Annotated in this window: 22 protein-coding genes and 2 pseudogenes; 10 read left to right on the top strand and 14 right to left on the bottom strand. The window is 70.3% G+C overall.

The genetic code is table 11. From position 1 onward, the window contains the following. Positions 1–546: 546 nt before the first annotated feature. Positions 547–1,188, bottom strand: coding sequence for a type III effector protein (locus AB0F56_RS08700; protein ID WP_362005727.1), 642 nt, complete (start codon positions 1,186–1,188; stop codon positions 547–549). A 132-nt stretch (positions 1,189–1,320) separates the two neighbouring features. Here AB0F56_RS08700 and AB0F56_RS08705 point away from each other — a divergent pair, with 132 nt between their 5' ends. From AB0F56_RS08705 to AB0F56_RS08720, 4 genes are all read left to right on the top strand, one after another. Next, positions 1,321–1,755 carry an Hsp20/alpha crystallin family protein gene (locus AB0F56_RS08705; protein ID WP_362005730.1) on the top strand — a complete coding sequence of 145 codons (435 nt, stop codon included), beginning with the start codon at positions 1,321–1,323 and terminating at the stop codon, positions 1,753–1,755. Positions 1,756–1,846: 91 nt separating this feature from the next. After that, positions 1,847–2,245 (top strand): DUF2267 domain-containing protein, encoded by a 399-nt coding sequence (locus tag AB0F56_RS08710; RefSeq protein ID WP_362005733.1) that lies wholly within the window; start codon positions 1,847–1,849, stop codon positions 2,243–2,245. A gap of 148 nt (positions 2,246–2,393) precedes the next feature. Further along, positions 2,394–2,792 carry a DUF2267 domain-containing protein gene (locus AB0F56_RS08715; RefSeq protein WP_362006160.1) on the top strand — a complete coding sequence of 133 codons (399 nt, stop codon included), beginning with the start codon at positions 2,394–2,396 and terminating at the stop codon, positions 2,790–2,792. A gap of 189 nt (positions 2,793–2,981) precedes the next feature. After that, complete coding sequence (locus AB0F56_RS08720; protein ID WP_362005735.1) at positions 2,982–3,341, top strand: hypothetical protein; 360 nt, start codon at positions 2,982–2,984, stop codon at positions 3,339–3,341. Between the two features lie 115 nt (positions 3,342–3,456). On the opposite strand, the gene AB0F56_RS08725 is transcribed toward AB0F56_RS08720, so the two are convergent. The 7 genes and pseudogenes from AB0F56_RS08725 to AB0F56_RS08755 form a co-directional block, all read right to left on the bottom strand. After that, positions 3,457–3,768: an SCO5918 family protein gene (locus AB0F56_RS08725; RefSeq protein WP_362005737.1), complete on the bottom strand. Its 312-nt coding sequence runs from the start codon at positions 3,766–3,768 to the stop codon at positions 3,457–3,459. A 49-nt stretch (positions 3,769–3,817) separates the two neighbouring features. Beyond that, on the bottom strand, positions 3,818–4,222 hold the full coding sequence (locus AB0F56_RS08730; protein WP_362005740.1) for a CBS domain-containing protein: 405 nt from the start codon (positions 4,220–4,222) through the stop codon (positions 3,818–3,820). A gap of 46 nt (positions 4,223–4,268) precedes the next feature. After that, positions 4,269–5,780 (bottom strand): DEAD/DEAH box helicase, encoded by a 1,512-nt coding sequence (locus AB0F56_RS08735; RefSeq protein ID WP_362005743.1) that lies wholly within the window; start codon positions 5,778–5,780, stop codon positions 4,269–4,271. 249 nt (positions 5,781–6,029) lie between these two features. Further along, the gene (locus AB0F56_RS08740; protein ID WP_030939356.1) at positions 6,030–6,233 is read right to left on the bottom strand and encodes a cold-shock protein; all 204 of its coding nucleotides are present in this window, start codon (positions 6,231–6,233) and stop codon (positions 6,030–6,032) included. A 288-nt stretch (positions 6,234–6,521) separates the two neighbouring features. Beyond that, positions 6,522–6,758, bottom strand: a pseudogene (locus AB0F56_RS08745) (hypothetical protein); the annotation flags it as partial. Between the two features lie 670 nt (positions 6,759–7,428). Further along, complete coding sequence (locus AB0F56_RS08750) at positions 7,429–8,157, bottom strand: maleylpyruvate isomerase family mycothiol-dependent enzyme (RefSeq protein ID WP_362005746.1); 729 nt, start codon at positions 8,155–8,157, stop codon at positions 7,429–7,431. A gap of 40 nt (positions 8,158–8,197) precedes the next feature. Beyond that, positions 8,198–9,604 (bottom strand): PLP-dependent aminotransferase family protein, encoded by a 1,407-nt coding sequence (locus tag AB0F56_RS08755; protein WP_362005749.1) that lies wholly within the window; start codon positions 9,602–9,604, stop codon positions 8,198–8,200. Between the two features lie 55 nt (positions 9,605–9,659). Here AB0F56_RS08755 and AB0F56_RS08760 point away from each other — a divergent pair, with 55 nt between their 5' ends. Further along, the gene (locus AB0F56_RS08760; protein ID WP_362006162.1) at positions 9,660–10,838 is read left to right on the top strand and encodes an MFS transporter; all 1,179 of its coding nucleotides are present in this window, start codon (positions 9,660–9,662) and stop codon (positions 10,836–10,838) included. Next, on the top strand, positions 10,835–11,722 hold the full coding sequence (locus AB0F56_RS08765) for a 2-dehydropantoate 2-reductase (protein WP_362005751.1): 888 nt from the start codon (positions 10,835–10,837) through the stop codon (positions 11,720–11,722). Before AB0F56_RS08760 ends, AB0F56_RS08765 begins: the two co-directional genes overlap by 4 nt. Positions 11,723–11,991: 269 nt before the next feature. On the opposite strand, the gene AB0F56_RS08770 is transcribed toward AB0F56_RS08765, so the two are convergent. The 5 genes from AB0F56_RS08770 to AB0F56_RS08790 form a co-directional block, all read right to left on the bottom strand. Continuing rightward, the gene (locus AB0F56_RS08770) at positions 11,992–13,191 is read right to left on the bottom strand and encodes a PP2C family protein-serine/threonine phosphatase (RefSeq protein WP_362005753.1); all 1,200 of its coding nucleotides are present in this window, start codon (positions 13,189–13,191) and stop codon (positions 11,992–11,994) included. 224 nt (positions 13,192–13,415) lie between these two features. After that, positions 13,416–13,691, bottom strand: a complete 276-nt coding sequence (locus tag AB0F56_RS08775; RefSeq protein WP_362005756.1) for a hypothetical protein — start codon at positions 13,689–13,691, stop codon at positions 13,416–13,418. Positions 13,692–13,734: 43 nt separating this feature from the next. Beyond that, a complete protein-coding gene (locus AB0F56_RS08780) occupies positions 13,735–14,001 on the bottom strand; it encodes a hypothetical protein (RefSeq protein WP_362005758.1) in 267 nt (88 codons plus the stop codon). 111 nt (positions 14,002–14,112) lie between these two features. Beyond that, a complete protein-coding gene (locus tag AB0F56_RS08785) occupies positions 14,113–14,322 on the bottom strand; it encodes a hypothetical protein (RefSeq protein ID WP_362005761.1) in 210 nt (69 codons plus the stop codon). Positions 14,323–14,326: 4 nt separating this feature from the next. Further along, positions 14,327–14,917 carry a DUF5994 family protein gene (locus AB0F56_RS08790; protein WP_362005763.1) on the bottom strand — a complete coding sequence of 197 codons (591 nt, stop codon included), beginning with the start codon at positions 14,915–14,917 and terminating at the stop codon, positions 14,327–14,329. Positions 14,918–15,224: 307 nt separating this feature from the next. Between AB0F56_RS08790 and AB0F56_RS08795 the strand changes: the two genes are divergently transcribed. Genes AB0F56_RS08795 through AB0F56_RS08805 form a run of 3 tightly spaced genes read left to right on the top strand, consistent with a single transcriptional unit; the run spans position 15,225 to position 16,265 of the window. Further along, positions 15,225–15,713, top strand: a complete 489-nt coding sequence (locus tag AB0F56_RS08795) for a DUF5994 family protein (protein WP_362005765.1) — start codon at positions 15,225–15,227, stop codon at positions 15,711–15,713. Beyond that, complete coding sequence (locus AB0F56_RS08800; protein ID WP_362005767.1) at positions 15,710–16,066, top strand: PRC-barrel domain-containing protein; 357 nt, start codon at positions 15,710–15,712, stop codon at positions 16,064–16,066. The genes AB0F56_RS08795 and AB0F56_RS08800 overlap by 4 nt, the downstream gene beginning before the upstream one ends. A 28-nt stretch (positions 16,067–16,094) precedes the next feature. Further along, on the top strand, positions 16,095–16,265 hold the full coding sequence (locus tag AB0F56_RS08805; protein ID WP_362005770.1) for a hypothetical protein: 171 nt from the start codon (positions 16,095–16,097) through the stop codon (positions 16,263–16,265). Positions 16,266–16,959: 694 nt separating this feature from the next. Here AB0F56_RS08805 and AB0F56_RS08810 read toward each other — a convergent pair. Further along, on the bottom strand, positions 16,960–17,589 hold the full coding sequence (locus AB0F56_RS08810; RefSeq protein ID WP_362005773.1) for a DUF1206 domain-containing protein: 630 nt from the start codon (positions 17,587–17,589) through the stop codon (positions 16,960–16,962). A 168-nt stretch (positions 17,590–17,757) separates the two neighbouring features. On the opposite strand from AB0F56_RS08810, the pseudogene AB0F56_RS08815 reads away from it, so the two are divergent. Further along, positions 17,758–18,672, top strand: a pseudogene (locus tag AB0F56_RS08815) (HTTM domain-containing protein); the annotation flags it as partial. Positions 18,673–19,345: the final 673 nt, after the last annotated feature.

Genomic DNA, 19,345 nt, shown 5'->3' on the forward strand with positions numbered 1-19,345 from the left:
CTCAGCGGCCTGTGACAGCGCCACTCTTCGGCAGCCAGCCCCGTTGCCCGTCCTGCGTCTTCTCTGGCTTGGAACCCCACTGCCGAACTTCCCGGTGCGCGCGCCCGCAGCCGACGCCTTCACCAGGGGTACTGCTCACTCTTCACTGCTGGGTTACTGCGCACTGCACTCACGGGTACCGCATCTGCCATGACCGCGGTCCCGCTGCGGCGGCCCCTGATCACTGCGGGCCACCCGGTCCGGCCGCCAGTCCCGTCGCCGTCCTGCAACATCCCTGGCTTCGGAACTCCACCGCCGCACCGTCCTGCGAACTGCAACCACCTGTACTGCTGGTACCGCTTGCCCGGCAGTTCATGTCTGCCGGGCCCTACTGTCTCTCTGGGCTACGAGAGAAACCATAGCCACGCCACCGCCCAATGTCTACTCCGGCCGACATAGATTTTCGGGTGTCCGGTGTGAAGGTAATCGACCCCGAACAGTGACGTGAAGGATCGGGCGGTGGCGGGGCTCGCGATGGGCGAGGAGGACCGCTGTGAGGTTCCCGGGTCAGGGCTGTGGGGTGTGGGAGCGGCGCTGGTCGCTTTCGTCGCGGAGGTCTTCGGTGCGGCGGGTCAGGTCGTCGACGCGCTTGGCCAGCTCGGGTTGGAGAGGGGTCAGGTGGGCGTGGGTGCGTGCGAGTGGTTCGAGGAGCAGGGTGGGGTCGCTGTGCGCGAGGGCTGCGGAGAGGTCGGCCTGTGTGTCTGTGGGCAGGGTGTCGAGGGCGGTGATCTGTCCGGCGAGTTGGCGTAGGTCGGCGGCGTTCGATCGGGCCCAGGCCGTGATGGTGCGGTCGGCGGCGCGGCGGTCGCGGATGGTCTGGACGCGCTGTTCTCCGGTGGTGCCGGGGTTGCCGGGGCGTACGCGGAGGTAGCGCCGTTCGGCTGCCTGTCGGCTGGTGACGCCGAGGGGGTGGGCGAGATCGGCCCAGCTGGCGCCGGCGTCGCGGGCGGCCTCGATGAAGCCGGGCTCCCATGCGGCGAGCTGTTCGCGCAGCTCACGCAGGAGGAGGAGGGCGGCGAGTGCTTCCTCCGAGGAGCCGTGAGGTGTCGTGTCGGGGGTCGCGGACCGGGCTGCCCGTACCGCTTCGTCGATCGCGGCCAGGGCGGCGAGCGCCGCGGGAAAGGTGACCGGTTGGTCGGCTCCTGTCACAGGATCACGCCCTCTTCGTCATGTCGTCCATCCGTTGACATTCAGCTTGTCGTCGTTCGGATGACATGCTACAACGGAGGCAGATGCAGCGCATTGGCAGTCACTGCCTGATCCCGATGGAGGTGTTTCGCGATGTTGATGCGCACCGACCCGTTCCGCGAACTCGACCGTCTCACCCAGCAGATGCTGGGTACGACCGGCACCTGGTCACGGCCTTCCGCGGTGCCGATGGACGCCTACCGTGAGGGTGATGTCTACGTCATCGCCCTCGACCTGCCCGGCGTCGCTCTGGACGCGATCGACATCGACGTCGAGCGGAACATGCTGACGGTCAAGGCCGAGCGCCGCCCCGTCGCGAAGGCCGACGACGTGCAGATGGAGCTGTCCGAGCGGCCCCTCGGCGTCTTCTCCCGGCAGCTGATGCTGGCCGACACCCTCGACACCGAGAAGATCACGGCCGACTACGAGGCGGGCGTGCTCACGCTGCGCATCCCGATCGCCGAGCGCGCCAAGCCCCGCAAGATCACCATCGGCCGGGGCGACGACCGCAAGCAGATCAGCGGCTGAACCGTAGGAAAGACCGGGAGCGGAGGGCGGAAGCCTTTCCCCCTCCTCCGTCCTCCGCTCCCCGCATCCACGTATGCGACAGGGGGTCGTGATGAGACTGCACTGGCAGGCATTCCTCGACAAGGTCCAAGAGCGCGGCGACTACAGCTCGCCACAGGAGGCCGAACGCGCCGCCCGCACCGTGCTGGCGCTGCTCGGCGCCCATCTGGTCGGTGATGTGCGGGCCGCACTCGCCGCCCGCCTGCCGGAGACCTTCGCCCTGGTGCTCCTCAACCCGCTCCAGGCCACCGAGCCTCTCTCACCGGAACGCTTCGTACGCGCGACGGCCGCCTGGATCGAAGGAGCCACCGAACGGACCGCGGCCTGGGACGTCAGCGCCGTCCTCAGCGTCGCCGCCGACGCGGCCGGCGAGGAACTGACCGCCCGCATCCTCCTGCAGCTCCCGCCCGGCTACGACCTCCTCTTCGGCCGGCCACACCACCCCCGGTGAGCCGGCGACCCCTGAAACGTGTTCGCTCCCCCGGTCCCAGGGGCCGGGCCCGAAGAGAACGGCGATCTCCACCGGCATGACTCTTCAGACCGAGACCACGACAACAGCCGCTCACGGCAGCATCACCAGCGCGGCGCCCTACTCCCAGATGCTCGAGCGTGTGCGCTACGAGGGCGCCTACCCCACCCTCGAACGCGCCGACGAAGCCGTGCGGTCAGTGCTCGCCGCTCTGGGGCGACAGCTCGTCGGCGACGAACGCGTCGACCTCGCCGCACGCCTCCCCGTCGAGGCCACCCTCGTCCTCACCGCCCAGGTCCCCGCCGTCACACCCCTCACCGGGTGGGAGTTCGTCAAGGACCTCGCCCAGCGCACGGGCAGCACACCCGCCGGCGCCCGCTGGAACATCGGCGCCGTCCTCGCCGCCGTATCCCAACTCGCCGGACCTGAACTCCTCGACCGCATCATCAACCAACTCCCCTCCGGCTACGCCCTCCTCTTCGGCAAAGCCGAACTCCACCAACCCCGGCACAGAACCACCTCCTTCTGACCCGTCCCCCGCATGTGCACCCCGAACTCAACCGCGCCACCGGAGCTTCGGCCGGCACATGGTCAACCGGTCGCCATAGCGACCTCGGCCACGCGGCGTGCCTCTGGTGGGAAGACGGTGACGGCGCTTCTCGCCCAGTGGCACGACCGGTTGAGCGGAGGGGGCGACCCGTGAATAGGATCGGCTCTCATGTCGAAGCTTGACGAGCTGCTCGTTGACATTGCCACGCTGGTGGAGTCCGGGCAGAGCAATCAGATGTCCCTGACGGTGGTCACCGGTGGAGCTGTCATCACCGGCCGACTGGCGCCCGAAGCGGTATGGAGGCAGCGGGTCTCGGAGGTCCTGGCGGACTCCGCCCACCTGGGAGAGTTCTCCGCCGCCTTCACCGCTACGACACGGAGGGACGGACCGCCCGCGTATCTGCACTTCCACATGGCGCGGATTCTTCAGGGCACGGTGGGGATCCCGGAGACGGGCGGGATGTACCGCATCTCGATCGCGAATGTCAGCGCCTGGACCATGGGCGACTTCAGCTACTCCGATCACTGACTTCCCGCCCTTGGAGAAGCCGATACACCGATACGCGAGAGGGCCCGACCGGCACCCGCCGGTCGGGCCCTCTCGGCTGCCCGAGTGTCAGCTCACGTTCGCCCGTGGGTCACGGTCAGGCCGCCGCCGGGGCGCCGAGCATCGCGGAGGCGTGCTGGAGGGGGTTGAGGGCGCGGGCGGGCGCGGCGTTCTGGGGGAGGCCGCGGCAGGTGAAGCCGAGCCGGGTCATGGCGCGGAGGACTTCACCGGCACTGAAGTCGCGGCGGTCCTGGCGGGTGATGACCTGGCCGACCTGCTTGACGGGGTAGGTACGGCGGCCGATGGTCACGGACTCGCCGACGACCTCCTCGGGCTTGACGCCCCGCATGGTCTCCAGGACGCCGCTCTTGGTGAGGTCGAACGGGAAGCGGGCGATGACACAGCGCACGATGCCTCACAGGGAGAGGAAGGGGATGGTTCCGCCGTGGTGAGGCGGTTCACGCGAGGACGAGGGTGGGCGCGGGGGCGCCCGGAGTGTCGTCCTGCTCGCCCACGACGGACGGGGTGACGACCCGGGGACGTACCGCCCGCCCGATCGTCAAGGCGGTGGCCGAGGTGAGCGGCCCGCCGTCGCCGGAGAGGTCGCGCAGCTGGAGCCGGTCCGTGTAGACGGCGCTGTCGCGGACGGCGGTGAGCTGGGCCCGGGTGACCAGACCGGTGCACTGACCGTCGTTGTCGCAGACGAGCAAGTGTCCGGTGCGGGCCCCGACCATGACGGAAAGGGCCACCTCGACGGTCATGTCGTCGCAGACGTGTGGTCCGGCCGGGTCCACGGCGTCGACCACCGTCCTGGGTGCGAGGGTGGCATGCGTCGAGCTGTGCTGCGTCTGGACCGGCGTCACAACGTGCCTCCTGCGGAGATGGGTCAGCTTCCGGATCACGTGGCGCTCAGGCTGCCGCGCCGACAGCGGAACGCCGTCCGCCGGCGCGCCGGGCGGCCGAGGCGGGGCCGCGCCGGCCGCGGGAGGTGGTGCCGCGCTTGCGCTGTTCGGCGGGCGGCGCGGTGATCGTCACGGGGATCCCGGAGGGGGTCCGCGCGCCGGTGATCCGGGTGAGTGCCTCCTCGCCGGAGCGGACCTGGGTGGTCTCGGGCACGATGCCGGCGGCGGCCATGAGGCGGTTCATGTCGCGGCGCTGGTTGGCGGTGACCAGGGTGACGACGCTGCCGGACTCGCCGGCCCGCGCGGTACGGCCGCCGCGGTGGAGGTAGTCCTTGTGGTCGGTCGGCGGGTCGACGTTGACGACGAGGTCGAGGTTGTCGACGTGGATGCCGCGCGCCGCGACGTTCGTGGCGACGAGGACGGTGACGTGCCCGGTCTTGAACCGGGCGAGGGTGCGGGTGCGCTGCGGCTGGGTCTTCCCGCCGTGCAGGGCGGCGGCCCGGACACCGCAGCCGAGGAGGTCCTCGGTGAGTCGGTCCACGGCGTGCTTGGTGTCCAGGAACATGATCACCCGGCCGTCGCGCGCCGCGATCTCCGTCGTCAGCCGCTGCTTGTCGGCGCCGTGCACGTGCAGGACGTGGTGCTCCATCGTGGTGACCGCGCCTTGGGAGGGGTCCACGGAGTGGACGACGGGGTCGGTGAGGTAGCGGCGGACCAGGAGGTCGACGTTGCGGTCCAGGGTCGCGGAGAACAGCATGCGCTGGCCCTCGGGGCGGACCTGGTTCAGGAGCGCGGTGACCTGCGGCATGAAGCCCATGTCGGCCATCTGGTCGGCCTCGTCCAGGACGGTGATCGACACCTGGTTCAGCCGGCAGTCGCCGCGGTCGATGAGGTCCTTGAGACGGCCGGGGGTGGCCACGACGACCTCGACGCCGCTCCGCAGCGCGTTCGCCTGTCGGCCGATCGGCATGCCGCCGACGACGGTGGCCAGGCGCAGCTTCACGGCGCGGGCGTAGGGGGTGAGGGCGTCCGTGACCTGCTGCGCGAGTTCCCGGGTGGGGACCAGGACGAGCGCGAGCGGCTGACGGGACTCGGCGAGCTGTCCGGCGGTGCGGGCCAGCAGGGCCAGGCCGAAGGCGAGGGTCTTGCCGGAGCCGGTCCGGCCGCGGCCGAGGACGTCACGGCCCGCCAGGGAGTTCGGCAGTGTCGCCCCCTGGATCGGGAACGGCACGGACACGCCCTGAGCCGTGAGCGCGGCCAGCAGGGTCCTCGGCATGTCGAGATCGGCGAACGCCTCGACGGCGGGCAGCGCCGGAGTGATCGTCTTCGGCAGGGCGAACTCCCCTTGCACCGGGGCGGGCCGCCGACCGGAACCGCCCGACCGGCTCGGACCTCCCGAACGGCTCGGCGCGGACGAACCGAAGCGACCCCCCTGGCCCGTTCCGGCGGAGGAGTCGTACGTGTGGCCGCCGTTGCGGCGGGTGCGGGAGGAACGGCTGTTCGTGCGTGTGGGGTTCATTCAGAACCTTCCTTTGATACGGCGCGTATCGAGGAATTCCCGCGCGGAGAAGCGGCGTGGGTAATCACAGGCACGGGCCGAATGAAATGCGAAAGCAGGCGGCTTGGCTCAGGACGAGAAATTGTCGGCACAAGCGGGCGCGAAAGAAGTGTGAGAGACGCAGGTGCGTGTGAGGACCCTGCGAAATGCATGTAGCTGGGGCCCGCACCCCGAGGGATGCGGGCCCCAGCTACGTATTACGCGTCAGCGTCAGGCGGGAACGATGTTCTCGGCCGTCGGGCCCTTCTGGCCCTGCGCGATGTCGAAGGAGACCTTCTGGCCCTCCTGGAGCTCGCGGAAGCCCTGGGCGGCGATGTTCGAGTAGTGGGCGAACACGTCAGGACCGCCGCCGTCCTGCTCGATGAAGCCGAAACCCTTTTCCGCGTTGAACCACTTCACGGTGCCAGTAGCCATGTCATATCTCCTTAGGGCAGTACGCCGGTGTCCGTACCGTACGGACGCCGTGTCGCCGCGATGATGCCCTGCCCGGAAAATGACCGGAAAAAGCGCTTCCGTGCGGCGCGTGACCGGCCGGAGGCGCTTGAAGCTTTTGGGTACCAAAACTGCAACTGAGTTCGACAGTAGCACGGTCACCGTGGTCCGTGCGCGTCGAATATTTCGCCCTGTGTGTCGCTGGCAAAAACCCTCTCCGCGATGGTCGTTAAAATCTCAGGCCGCGAACACAGGTATTCATTCAGAGCGTCAGGCGGTGACCGACGCGGCGACCCTGTGCGCCGGTGCTGCCAGGTGGCGTTCGGAGGCCGGTGCTGCTTGGCAGCCGCTGGCGGCGGCGGTGATGGCTTGGCGGTAGGTGTGGTCGACGACATCGTCGGCGGCGAAGGCGCCGGGGAGGTTCGTGCGGGTGGAGGGAGCCTCGATCTCGTTGTCGAAGGCGAAGGAGATCTTGTCGTCGGCGAACGCGCGGCTCTGCATGACCTCCTGCGGCTCGTGACCGACCTCAACACCCGCACGGACGGGGCCGCGACCGGAACGGGGACCGGTCGCGGCCCCGCGCCGTGCTTCCCGCCAGGGCCTCGCGTGCGTGGCGGGCGAGATCGGCGGTGATGCGGGAGCGGGTGGCGCGCTCGAAGGCGCGGTCCGTTCGAGGTCGGTCCTCACGGAGTTGGGTGCGGTGAGCGGCAGCAGGTCCAGTACTCCACCGAGCGCGGCCAGTTGGCCCTTTGGCCACGTGGTCGTTTCCGCGGGTGAGGTGATCGGGGACGCGCTCGGTTGCAGTGGTGGCCTGGTGCCACGGGTTCGGCTGGGCGGTCTCCGGCTCGGTTCCCGAGTCGTCGAGGCGCTGGCGGATCTTGGGCAGGGAGAGCGTCGGTCAGGATCGGGGCCGCGGGCGCGGCCATGAGGGGCGTTATGGCACGCGAATGGCGCGCGAGTCCAGAAAGGTCTGGACAACACAAAAGCCCCGGGTCTCTGACCTGGGGCTTTGTCGTGGAGCGGATGACGGGAATCGAACCCGCGCTATAAGCTTGGGAGTCACCCGGCACTTCGGCCTGTGTATGGCCTCTGACCTGCGCGAACGTCGGGGCCGGGCCCCGTTCTGGCTGCTCCGTCCGCCCCTTGTTGACCGCTGTTCACCGCCTCTACTGGCACGTTATGGCACGGCTGGCCAGGTGCCTGGGGCAGGTGGCAGAGGCCAGTCGGGCGGGACCGGCAGGGGGCGGTCGGACGTGAGCGGGGAGGCGGGCGCGCGGCCGCTGAGCCAGCCGAGGAGGGCGTGGCCGGAGCCGGCGATGTCGGGGCCGCTCGGGGACAGGGTCCAGGACCGGCCGATGTCTAGGGCGTCGACCCGGGCGACCGGGAAGCCGCGTGCGGCGAGCGCCGTGAGGGTGTCGTCGAGGGCCCAGGTCACGTACGTGCCGGGCCAGTCGGCCGTGCGGTATCCGACGTTCAGGTCGACGTGGTGCGTTTCGAGCTCGCGCCAGCAGCGGTGGAGGGTGTACCAGGCCGGGTGCTGCCAGCCCGCGAGTGCCGTGACCAGGGAGCCCCAGCATTCCAGGGGCATCGATGTGGCGTCTTCGGCCAGGCGGGCAAGGCGGCTGCGCAGGTCCGTGGCGAGCTCGGCTGCGGGACGGTCGGCGCCTGCCTGGACGGCCCGGGCGAACGTCTTGGCATCCGTCCTCGGTGTGGGTTCGATGCCGGTGCGGGCCATGGCGAGCAGCCGCCGGTAGGCGCCGACGCCGTGAGCGACGTGGCTGATGACGTGGCCGCGGGTCCAGCCTGCCAAGGCCGAGGGCGCACGCGTCCCCTCGTCGGTCAGTGTGTCGAGGGCGGCGGTGAGCCGGGCAGCGGAGCGGGTGACTTCCTCGAGTACGTCGAGCATCCACGTACCGTAAGGCGGGGGAACCGACACGTGACGCGGGCTATCGGCCCCTGAGCAGGCTGCTTACCGCCGTGATGCCTGCCGTGACGGCACGTTCGCCGACGTTGCCGAACCCGAGGATCAGCTGCACCGGTTCCGTCGCACGAGAGGAGCGGCAGGTGCTCATTCCGTAGAGGCCGACGGAGCGGGCGCGGGCGGCGGAGACGAGTTCCTTCTCGCCGGCCGGTCCCTCGAGGTGTGCCACCGCGTGGAAGCCCGCCGCAAGACCGGTCACCGCGACGGCAGGGGCGTGCTCGGCGAGCGCTGCCACCAGGGCGGTACGACGTGCCACGTAAGTCGTCCGCATCCGGCGCAGGTGCCGGTCGAAGCGTCCTGACTCGATCAGTCTCGCGAGGGCGAGCTGATCGAGCGTGGGGGACCCGCGGTCGTTCAACTGCTTGTGCTCGACGATCAGTTCAGTGAGCGCGGGCGGGCAGAGCATCCACCCGATGCGTAGCCCGGGCGCGAGGGACTTGCTGACGGTGCCGATGGATATCACGCGGTCTGCGGCGAGTCCCTGCAGCGCGCCCACCGGCTCCCGGTCGTACCGGAATTCGGCGTCGTAGTCGTCCTCGATGACGACGGCGTCCCGCCTCCTGGCCCACTCGATCAGTGCGAGTCGTCTCTCGGGCGCCAGGGCGACGCCGGTGGGCCACTGGTGCGCGGGGGTCAGGACGACGGCGCGGGCGTCGGTCCTGGCGAGTGCCCGTACGTCGATCCCGCGCTCGTCGACCGGTACGGGGGTGGCCGACATGCCCGCCGAGGCCGCGGCGGAGGAGATCGTGGCCGGTGAGCCGGGGTCCTCGTACGCCACCGTACGGATACCTGTCCTGGCCAGGGCGGACAGGGCCAGACCGAGGCCCTGCGCGTAGCCGGAGCAGATCACGATCCGTTCCGGATCTGCCGCGGCGGCGCGCACCCGCCGGAGATATCCGGCCATGACCTCGCGCAGTGCCGCACTTCCGCGCGGGTCGCCGTAGTCGAGCGCCGCCGTCGGCATGGTGCGTGCCGCCTCGCGCGTGGCCCACAGCCAGTCGGCGAGCGGGAAGCTGCTCAGGTCGGGGACGCCGTACCTGAAGTCGGCGACCAGGGGTGACGGCGCCGGGGGCGGTGACGTGGGCGCCGACGGTACGCCCACTCCGGCGGCGACCCGCGTGGCCGAGCCGACGCGTGTCACGAGGTAGCCCTCGGCCTGGAGCTGGGTGTAGCACTCCTGCACGAGGCCGCGCGAAACCCCGAGCATCCGGGCGAGTTCACGGGAGGACGGCAGCCGCTCGCCGATCTGCAGCCGCCCGGTCCGGATCGCGTCCCGCAGCCGCAGTTCCAGCTGGGATCGCAGCGGCTCGCCGCTGTCCCGGTCGATGACCAGCAACAGTTCGGGTGACAGACCGGACCACTCCAGAGGCATGGAATTGGATCTTACTGACGGTCCGCCCGGCCCCTAGCTTCGTCGTGTGACCAGGATGATCAACTCTCAAGCCGAGGGCGCCGGTGTGCGGCCGGCGCTGATGACGCGGCCCCTGCTGCTGCGCTTCGTCTCGGTTATCGGTGCCTCGACGAGCTTCTACCTCCTGCTCTCCGTCGTTCCCCTCTACGCCGAGGCGTACGGAGGCCGTCACGCCGCGGGACTGGTCTCGGGTGCGCTGCTGCTCGCGACGGTCGGAGGCGGGCTGGCCGCTCCCCGGTTCGTGGCCCGCTTCGGGTACCGCCCGCCGCTGGTGGTGGGGTTGGTCCTGCTCGGTGCGCCCGCGCTGGTACTGACCGGGTCCGGGAGCACGGTGTGGATCACGGCGGTCTGTGTCGTGCGCGGTCTGGGCTTCGGGGTCACGGTCGTCGCGGGTGGTGCTCTGACGGCGTCGTTGATCCCGCCCGAGCGCCGTGGTGAAGGGCTGGCGCTGGTCGGCATCGTGTCCGGGGTTCCGTCGCTGGCCGCCCTGCCGCTGGGGGTGTGGTGGGCAGCGCACGTCGGGTACGGACCGGTGTGCTCCGCCGGCGCGGTGGCCGCGCTGGCCGCCATCGTCTCGGTGCTGGGAGTGCCGGACCGTGAGTCGGCCTCCGAGCAGTCGATCGGGGTGCTGGCCGGGTTCCGGACGGCCGCTCTGCTGCGGCCCGTCGTCGTCTTCTCGGCCACCGCGCTCGCTGCCGGAATCATCGTCACCTTCCTGCCCCTCGCCGTCCCGTCGGCTTCCACCGGAGTCGTCGCCGTGGCCCTGTTCGCCCAGTCCGCGGCAGCGACCGTGGCCCGCTGGGTCGCGGGCCGGCACGGTGACCGGCACGGACCGGCCTCACTCGTCGTGCCCGGCCTCGTCGTCTCGGCCGCAGGGACGCTGCTGACCGCTCTGACCCATAGCCCGGTCGCCGTCGTTGTGGGCGTCGCCCTGTTCGGGGTCGGATTCGGAGCCACCCAGAACGCGACGCTGTCGCTGATGTACGCGCGTGTCCCCCAGTCCGGCTACGGCACCGTCAGCGCTCTGTGGAACGTCGCCTACGACGCGGGCATGGCCGTCGGGGCCGTCGGCTTCGGCATCCTCGCCGCCCGGACCGGCTACCCCTGGGCCTTCACCCTCACCGCCGCGCTGATGCTCACCGCCCTAGTCCCGGCCTGGCGCGACCGCCTGGCCACGAACAGGAGCTTCACATGACCAGCACCTCCATGACGGTGGCCATCCTCGGACCCGGCGGAGTCGGCGGCCTGATCGGCGCGCTGTTGGCCCGCGACGGACACCGCGTCATCTGCCTCGCCGGAGAGGAGACCGCCGCTGTGCTGCGCCGTGACGGTCTGTGCGTCCGGAGCGCGCGGTACGGCGACTTCACCACTCCGGTCGAGGCCGACACTTTGCTGCGCGAACCGGTCGACGTCACGCTCGTGACCGTCAAACAGACCGCTCTGCCCGCCGCCTTCGACCGTGTTCCGCCGCAGCTCCTCGGCGACGGCGTCGTCGTACCGCTGCTCAACGGACTCGACCACGTCGCAGCGATGCGCCGACGATATCCGGCCTGCCAGGTCGTGGCCGGAACCATCAGGGTCGAGGCCACCCGCACGGCGCCCGGACGCATCGCGCACACCAGCCCCTTCGCCGCCCTCGAACTGGCCGCCCCGCTCGACGCCCTCGCATCCCGCCTACGTAACGCCGGCCTCGACGTGACCCTGCGCACCGACGAGAGCGCGATGCTCTGGGACAAGCTCTCCTTCCTCGCCCCGCTCGCCCTGCTGACCACGCGCCACCAGGCCGCTGTGGGCGTCATCCGCGACGAGCGGCGGTCGGAACTGCTCGCCGTCCTCGACGAAATCACCGCCGTGGCTCGCGCAGCGGGCGCACCGGTGACCGCCGAGGACGTGCTCTCCTTCTTCGACCGGGCCCCCGAGACGATGAAGTCATCAATGCAGCGCGACGCGGAGAACGGCCACCCGATCGAACTCGACGCCATCGGCGGCGCTGTCCTGCGGGCCGCGGCCACTCACAGGATCGAGACACCGATGACCGCACGCCTCGTCGCAGAGCTGGCTCCCACAGCGAGCGAGTAGGTGCAGCCGCGGAAGATCCACGCGGCCTCATCGTTTGAGAGGTCTGGACAACGGCGAAGGCCCAGGTCGTTGACCTGGGCCTTCGTTCAAGAGCGGATGACGGGAATCGAACCCGCGCCATAAGCTTGGGAATCACCCGGTACTTGGACGTGTAAAGGGCACCTGACCTGCGGGGACGCCGGTTCACGATCGCCATCTCGTCGTTCCCTTGAACCCCTTGTTGTCCGCTGCTGACCGCCCCTACTGGCACGTTGTGGCACGGCGGCAGATCAGCCGCGCCACTCGACCAGGACGAGAGTGGCGTCGTCCGAGGTGGCTTCGCCGCGTGCTCGCTTGAGCGTGTGGGACAGGTCCCGTGCCACCGCCCGGACGTCCCGGTCCGACTTCTCCAGCTGGTTCACCCAGTCGATCAGCTGGTCCTCGCCGAACTGCTCCTGCCCGCCCTCGTGCTCCTCGATCAGGCCGTCGGTGAAGCACAGGACGCGGTCCCCCGGTTCGAGCGTCACACTGCTGACCTGTGGCTGTGCTCCTCCGAAGCCGACGGGGAGGGTGGTGGGGCTGTCCAGGCGGCCCATGACACGGTGCTCGCGGATCAGGACGGGGGCGGGGTGTCCGGCGTTGACCCACTGGAGACGGCCGGTGGTCGTGTCCAGCCGCATCATCTGCGCGGTGACGAAGTGGTCGGGGGCGAACTGTTCCGCGACGGCCCGGTCCATGAAGAGGTAGATCTCGGAGAGTTCGACGCTGGTGCGGCGGGCGTGCCGGTACGCGCCGATGGCGACGGTCGCCATGGTCGCCGCGTCCAGGCCGTGGCCCATGGCGTCGATCATGGCGAGGTGGAGTACGTCCCCGTTCAGGGCGTAGTCGAAGCTGTCGCCGCCCACGTCGTAGGCGGGTTCCAGGACTCCGGCGACCGCGACGCGGGGCATCGACATGGCCAGCGGCGGCAGGAGCGACCACTGGATCTCCGCCGCGACGCTCATCGGCTTGCCGCGGCGAGTGCGGAAGAAGAGGTCGGTGTGGCCGTTCTTGGTCTGCAGCAGGTCGCCGACCAGGCCCGCGACTCTGCGCAGGAGTCGGCGGTCGTCGTCGTCGACCGCGTCCAGGGTGACGGCCAGGACGCCGGCCTGGTCGCCGCCGTCGAGCAGCGGTACGTGGACGCGTACTCCGTCGGCCATCGCCAGCTCGACCGGGAGCGACGTGAGGAAACACCTGCCGGCGTCGGAGCTGTCGATGGACAGCGGCTCGCCTCCCGTCAGCCCTTCGGCGAGCAGGGGTACGAGTCTCTGCTGCCCGTAGTCCTGGAGCAGGATCTGCGGATTCCTGCCGCCCAACCGGCTCACCGTCTCGGCGACGACCAGCCCGACCCGGTCGGGCGGCAGCTCATGCGCCCGGTCCAGGATCGTCCCGAGGAGCCCCTCCCCGAAGCTCTCCGAGCGATCGGGTTCCCCGAGCCGTCCGACGGTCATCCCGTTGCCTCCCACCGAGCGGCGATGACCTCGCCCGGTCCTGCCGTACGGGTCGGGTGCCGCGACGGCGCGGCGACCAGGTACCGGAGCGGCCCGCACCAGAGATGTGGCCTCCAGGATGCTTCTCGGCGGCAGGTCACGCCACCCGGCCACCGTGAGGGGGCACCGGCTGGCGACGCCCTCCCTGGGCCTTCCGAGCCCGCCGGGTCCGGAGGCGAACCGGCTCAGTCGCCCTCTTCCTCCTCCTCCGCTTCCATGAGGCGGATGCCCTGGTGGGTGAGCGAGACCATCGCGGGTGTGTTTCCCGGTTCCCAGTCGACGGTGACCAGTCCCTCACCCGCGAGGTAGGAGCAGGCGGCGGCGAGGTCCTGCTCCGGGATGCGCAGGTCGTGGTTGAGCGCGGCTCCGGTGATGCCGAGCAGGCGGTTGCCTTCGGCGGCCGCGTAGAGCGCCTGGAGGATCTGTCGGCGGTACCGCTGTCGCTCGTGGAGTGTCGCCATGGCCGCGTGGTCCTGTCGTCGTGCGGTGGTCGTTCGTGGCCGGTCAGGGTTCCTCGGTGTGGGGTCCGGGGCCGGTGGGCTGTCTGCTGGTGGCGAGCCAGGTGCGGGCGGGTCCGGCGGCGGTCTCTGTGTCGACGGTGAGGTGGAGCCGTGTGCCGCCATGTGGCACGGGGTAGCTGCGCTGTTCCGCCCCGGCGAAGCACCGGCGGATCACTTCGGCGACCGCGCGGGCGGCCTCGGGCGTGGCGGAGACGATACGAATCTCGGCGTAACCCCCCTGCGGCAGTGGTTCGTTCTCGGTGAGGTCCAAGACGGTGTGCTCCGTTCGGGACAAAGCGAGAGGCCGGCGGGTGGGTTGTCCCTGGTGTCGGGTGCCCCACCCGCGGCCTTCGGTCGGAGGAGTGGTCTGAGGTCAGGCAGGTCAGGGCCAGGTGCCCGTAGGCCGGCGGTCGGCGATCCGTTCGGGCGGCCTGGGGTTGTTGTGGCCGGGGGGACGGCTGAGGGAGGGATAGGGGTCGCCGAAGTGGTGGGCCGCTATGCGTGCGTCGTGCTGGGCGTTGAGCCGGTGGATCAGGCGTGTGCCGAGCGCGATCAGAAGTGCGGCTGCCAGGAGCGTGATCACGGTCTCCATGTCCTCACCTCCCGGTGTGTCCCGGCAAGGGGATCATCCGCGCGCCGAGGACGGCGGGCGCCGCTGGGTGTGGCTGGGGCGCCGAGGCGGCCCCGCCGTCGGTCTCCCAGGTGTCCTCGCTGCTCCGTGCCTCCCGCATACGGCGGCCGGTCGCGGCCTCGCCGGACATCAGCGAGCCCGCGGTGAGGACGCTGCCAGGGAGTGCGGCGGCGGTCATCAGCCGGGCCGCGGAGGCGGGTTCCGTCTCGGGCGGAATCACGAGCAGGTCGCAGCGGCCGGTCGTGTAGGACAACAGGATGACCTTGTCCGGGTCCTGCTCGGTGAACCAGCCCACGTGCAGGACATGGCCGGTGACGGCGACCTTGTGCGGGACGACGGGCCAGTGGCCCGGGTTCACCAGGACACGGGTGATGCGGCCCCAGCGTCCTTCGAGGGCGTCGGCCAGCGCCGGCAGCTCGGCTGCCAGGTCGCGTGAACGGGGCCACCAGGCGCCGTCAAGCCGACCGGCAAGAGGGGTCTTCGGGGTGAGCGACAAGCGGGCCGAAAGTCCTGGGGAGAGGGCGCGGTTCGCTGTCCTGTCGAAAGTGGTGGTCATGGCGGACCTGCCCCCGGGCTGCCCGTCGGCAGCCCGGTTTTTCGTGTTCCCCGGAAATGACACCTGCGTGGAAGCTGGTGCTCGAAGTAATTCCGGTACTTCCAGGGTACGTCTGATCAGTCCCTTTTCGGCCTGATACGGGGAGGCACTTCCGGTTCGTACGGACGAGTGTGCGGCGACGGGCGGACACGCGGGAGCCCGGTTACCGTGAAATGACGGCACAGTCGCCCCGTCGGCGGCCTGTCGCCCCTCCCGGGCGCGGCCGTGGCGAGCCGCGGCACCTCACTCGTAGACGAGCGGATCCATTATGGCCGACTCCGACATCCCACCGTTGCTCCTGCCGGACGAGATCCACCAGGCGGTGCGCCCCGGTACGGCTCTGCTCCGGCTGGAGACGACGCACTCCCGGCAGGGCGCCCTCGACGGGGCGTGGTGGCCGCGCACTCGCGACGTAGAGCAAGAGGTTCCCGCGCTGGTGGCAGCCCTGACGGAACACCTCGGACCCATCACCCGGGTCGGCCTGGACGCCACCGCGTGGGACGCGATCCCGCCCCGGCTTGTCATCGACGACCGGGTCGTCCACCTCGACTCGTTCCCCGTCGGCGACGACACCGTCCTGATCACCCGTGGCGACAAGGACCACTTCGCGCTGATGGTGGTTCCGCCGGACACGGAACCCGACGCCGCCCGCACGGCCATGGCCCGCGCGGTCCACGCCGACAACATCACGCAGGCCACCGAGCTCCTCGTCGCCGCACTTCCCCCACCGGCGGCCGAACAGGGAGGAGAGGCATGATCCAGACGGCGGACATCCGCGAGTGGCGCAACCAGGCCGTGGTGGACCCCGGCGGCCACAAGATCGGCGAACTGGAATCCGTCTACGTCGACACCAGCACCGACGAACCGGCCATGGCTACGGTCCGCGTCGGCCTACCCACCCGGCACCGCCTGGTGTTCGTCCCCCTGGAAGGGGCGACGGTGGGGCCGGGATACGTGCGGGTCGCCCACGACAGGAAACTGGTGAAACGGAGCCCCTCCATCGGCACGGACGACGTCCTGCCCGTCGAGGAGGAGGAAGCCGTCTTCCGCCACTACGGCCTCACCTACGAACCCGGTGCGAACGGCGAACGACAACTCGCCCGACGCTGAGCACCCGACCGCCGGGGAGGCGGCCCCCATGACACTCTTCCTCGCCCTGATCATCGTCGCGATCATCCTGGGCCTCATCGGCGTCGTCGCCGACGGACTCCTCTTCCTGCTCTTCATCGGCATCGCGGTACTCGTGGCAGACCTCCTCTACACGGCCCTGCGCACTCGCCGCTCCGCCCGCCACCGCCCGCTCCGGTGACCTCGCGGGGAAGGTCTGGAAGGTCTGGACGACGACGAAGGCCCAGGTCGCTGACCTGGGGCCGTGCCCACCTCCTGGCCTCGGGGCCCTGGACGCCGTCGTCCCGGAGGGGACCGATCCGCCGGCTGTGAGGATGCTGATGCTCGGCAACGCCTACCGCACACCGGTCACGATCACCGGTGCCGCGCTCGAAGAGGCCCTGCGGACGCTGGGGTGCCAGGCGGCGGCTGGCGGCCGACTGGGCACAGGCGCCGTCCAGGCCGATCCCTTCCGATGTGCTGCGGCACGCCCATGACGTGCTGGCCGATGATCTCGGCGTCCCCGCCGTCCTGGACACGCTTGGCACCGTGGTGACGCGTGCCGACGTCCCGTCCGGTGCCAAGTTCGAGAGGTGCGCCTTCCGTGACCGCGTCCTCGGACTGGACCTCGCGCGCGAGGTGGGTCACCAGCACCGGGCGGCGACATCGCAGGGCGACGCGGGCCTCATGGCGGCGGTCGTCACAACGGCCTCAGCGCATTCACTCCGCCGAGGCCGCCCTTCCGGATCGTCACACGTGAGAGTGCTCGATCCATGTCCCATTGTACGACTGCGGGACCGGACAGGTCGGGAGGTAGAGAGCCCGATCCTGAACCCTCAGCGGGCCGATCGTCTGCGTTCCGCCTGCCCGTACGGCAGATCAGGGAGGGCAGGACTTCATCTTCGGCGTTTCAGGGCGTGCGCCAGGCGGGTGAGCTGCTCGTGGAGGAGACGGCCGGCCAGTGCGCCGCCGAAGAAGACGACGCCGACCAGCCAGGACTGGATGACCAGGACGGTTCCGATCGGGCCGTAGATGACGGCGCTGGATGCGATCAGTGGTGAGAAGACGAGCCGAGAGAAGACGCGCAGACCGAGCAGCCCGGCCATGGTGGTCACCGCACCGGGCAGCAGGGCGGGCCAGGGCACCCGGCCGCCGACGTCTCGTCTCCGGGGGCGGCCCCCGGCGGATCCGCCGAGCAGAGCCGTCTGCGCCACGCCGATGCAGATCACCGTGTAGAACACCGCCATGCCCAAGGAGCCCAGACGCCGGCCCCACTTGTCGCCGCCCTCCACCGTCTGTCCGAACGCCGCCTCGGCCGGCCGCCACAGCGTCATCGCCGCCAGCCCCACCACCAGTGCCCACAGCAGAGCCCGGCCGAACGGCTGCTCGCCGATGGTCCCCACCGCGCCGGACCGGTCGGCCTCCTGGCCGCTGTCGCTGCCGAGGCCGATCCGCACGGCCGGAATCCCCACCAGCACGTAGATCACTCCCCGGGCACAGAGCCCGACCCTGGACGCGACATCCACCGCATGACTGTCGGCCACACGCCGCCCCGCGACTTGGTGGCGACACGTTCGACTTCGTTCAGCTTCGGGCCGTCACGACGCCCATCGCCCCTCCCGGCACCGCCGCCGGTGACCGCCCGCCGGTGCCCATCGAGAACCGGCTCCTGCCCTGGTGGAAGGTGACCGCCCATGGGAATTGAGCAGCCCTCCCGGCCCTCCTCTGCGGCAGCCGCACCACAACGCCCCCAGAGTCCGGGGACTTCGCTGGTCGGTGTCGCCCTTCAGTGGCTCCTCGGCCAGGTCAGCGCTCTGTGGTCCCTGCTCACCGACCGCCCGGTATCCTTGTATGCCGCCTCGGTGCTGCGCATCGGCTACGGGCTGCTCTACTTGGTCTTCCTGGTCCGCGAGTTCCCGCACCGTGGCGAGATCTGGGGACCCGACTCCCCTTGGACGCCTGCGCTGGCGGAAGAGCTCTTCGAGCAGACGGGCTGGAACAGCGTCCTGACCCTGTCCGACAGCCCTGCCTACTTCGAGTTCTGCTACGCGATGGCCGTCGTCACGTCCGTGCTGCTCATCCTGGGGTGGCGGACTCGCGTCATGTCCGTCCTCTTCGCCGTCGTGGTGATCTCGTTCCACGCGAGGTCGATCTTCATGACGGACGGGGGCGACAACCTGGTCCTGCTGATGGCCGTGTACCTCGTCCTGACCGCGTGCGGTCGGCGCTGGTCTCTGGACGCACGCCGTGACCGGCTCAAGTCGGCTCGTGCGGGCGACGTGCCGGAGCCGGTGCGGGGCGTGTACGCGCAGGAACTCCGCCATGCCCGCGTCACCTTGACCACGGTGGTGCACAACTGCGGCGTCTTCGTCATCGCCGCACAGGTCTGCTTCCTCTACGGATCGGCAGGGCTGTACAAGGTGCAGGGTTCCACCTGGGGCGGCGGCACCGCTCTGCACTACGCGCTGAACCTCGAACTGTTCCAGCCCTGGCCTGCGCTCTCCCACCTCGTGGACGAGTTCCCGATGGTGATCGCGATCGCCGGCTATGTCACGGTGCTCGTCCAGGTCGCCTTCCCGTTCGTGCTCTTCGGTCGGCTCAAGTATCCCGCGGATCGGGATCCGTCCCGGCACAGGGAAGACCGGAGCTACCCGCCCCGCAGGACCAGGTCGTCCCGCGTGGAGGGTAGAAGCGGTTCAGTCCACGCGATGGGCCCTGTGACGGACTTCCCGGCGGCTGACCTCGGACGGGACGGTCCAGGCATGCCGAGCCCCGTGCGCGTGAGAGCGTCTCCGGCCCGAGCCGCTCCAGGGTCTGCCGCGGTTGCACGTCAGGCTCCGGCCGGAGGTGCCCTCGCGCGACCTGGGCAGTACGCCGGCCCGTCAGGCGCACGCGGCCCGCGAGACTCAGGGCAGGGCTTGGGCTTCTGCCTCGATCACGTCCTCGAGCGCGCGGCCGTCGAGCCGGGCCGCTGCACCGTCCTCGCTGTCGACGGGGCCATGGTGCAGCCGGTCTCTGCGCAGGAGCGTCCAAAGCCACCACACCAGCAGGGCCGGCACCACGGAGAGCACCGCGATGACGGTCGGCCACCACCAGCCCTCCGCCCGCCACCGGTCCTGGAGAGTCCGGTACTTCGTCGGCCGATCGGGGACGGGGTGGTACGTGGCCGGCGCGATGAGGTCGGCTCGGTGGCTGGCTTCGGCCCGTGATGACCCAGCCGGGTGCCTGCGTGAGTGGCGAGTCGGCCCAAGGGGCGTCGTGCTCTTGCCCGCGGGGCGGATG

Source organism: Streptomyces sp. NPDC026092 (genome assembly GCF_040638605.1).
Lineage (GTDB): Bacteria > Actinomycetota > Actinomycetes > Streptomycetales > Streptomycetaceae > Streptomyces.

Excerpts from the sequence above, each read along its gene's own strand:
- AB0F56_RS08770 (WP_362005753.1), bottom strand. The coding sequence starts at position 13,191 with ATGACCGTCGGACGGCTCGGGGAACCCGATCGCTCGGAGAGCTTCGGG.
- AB0F56_RS08740 (WP_030939356.1), bottom strand. The coding sequence starts at position 6,233 with ATGGCTACTGGCACCGTGAAGTGGTTCAACGCGGAAAAGGGTTTCGGC.
- AB0F56_RS08735 (WP_362005743.1), bottom strand. The coding sequence starts at position 5,780 with ATGAACCCCACACGCACGAACAGCCGTTCCTCCCGCACCCGCCGCAAC.
- AB0F56_RS08785 (WP_362005761.1), bottom strand. The coding sequence starts at position 14,322 with ATGGAGACCGTGATCACGCTCCTGGCAGCCGCACTTCTGATCGCGCTC.
- AB0F56_RS08800 (WP_362005767.1), top strand. The coding sequence starts at position 15,710 with ATGATCCAGACGGCGGACATCCGCGAGTGGCGCAACCAGGCCGTGGTG.
- AB0F56_RS08790 (WP_362005763.1), bottom strand. The coding sequence starts at position 14,917 with ATGACCACCACTTTCGACAGGACAGCGAACCGCGCCCTCTCCCCAGGA.
- AB0F56_RS08805 (WP_362005770.1), top strand. The coding sequence starts at position 16,095 with ATGACACTCTTCCTCGCCCTGATCATCGTCGCGATCATCCTGGGCCTC.
- AB0F56_RS08765 (WP_362005751.1), top strand. The coding sequence starts at position 10,835 with ATGACCAGCACCTCCATGACGGTGGCCATCCTCGGACCCGGCGGAGTC.
- AB0F56_RS08795 (WP_362005765.1), top strand. The coding sequence starts at position 15,225 with ATGGCCGACTCCGACATCCCACCGTTGCTCCTGCCGGACGAGATCCAC.
- AB0F56_RS08775 (WP_362005756.1), bottom strand. The coding sequence starts at position 13,691 with ATGGCGACACTCCACGAGCGACAGCGGTACCGCCGACAGATCCTCCAG.
- AB0F56_RS08705 (WP_362005730.1), top strand. The coding sequence starts at position 1,321 with ATGTTGATGCGCACCGACCCGTTCCGCGAACTCGACCGTCTCACCCAG.
- AB0F56_RS08720 (WP_362005735.1), top strand. The coding sequence starts at position 2,982 with ATGTCGAAGCTTGACGAGCTGCTCGTTGACATTGCCACGCTGGTGGAG.
- AB0F56_RS08750 (WP_362005746.1), bottom strand. The coding sequence starts at position 8,157 with ATGCTCGACGTACTCGAGGAAGTCACCCGCTCCGCTGCCCGGCTCACC.
- AB0F56_RS08710 (WP_362005733.1), top strand. The coding sequence starts at position 1,847 with ATGAGACTGCACTGGCAGGCATTCCTCGACAAGGTCCAAGAGCGCGGC.
- AB0F56_RS08755 (WP_362005749.1), bottom strand. The coding sequence starts at position 9,604 with ATGCCTCTGGAGTGGTCCGGTCTGTCACCCGAACTGTTGCTGGTCATC.
- AB0F56_RS08715 (WP_362006160.1), top strand. The coding sequence starts at position 2,394 with ATGCTCGAGCGTGTGCGCTACGAGGGCGCCTACCCCACCCTCGAACGC.
- AB0F56_RS08760 (WP_362006162.1), top strand. The coding sequence starts at position 9,660 with ATGATCAACTCTCAAGCCGAGGGCGCCGGTGTGCGGCCGGCGCTGATG.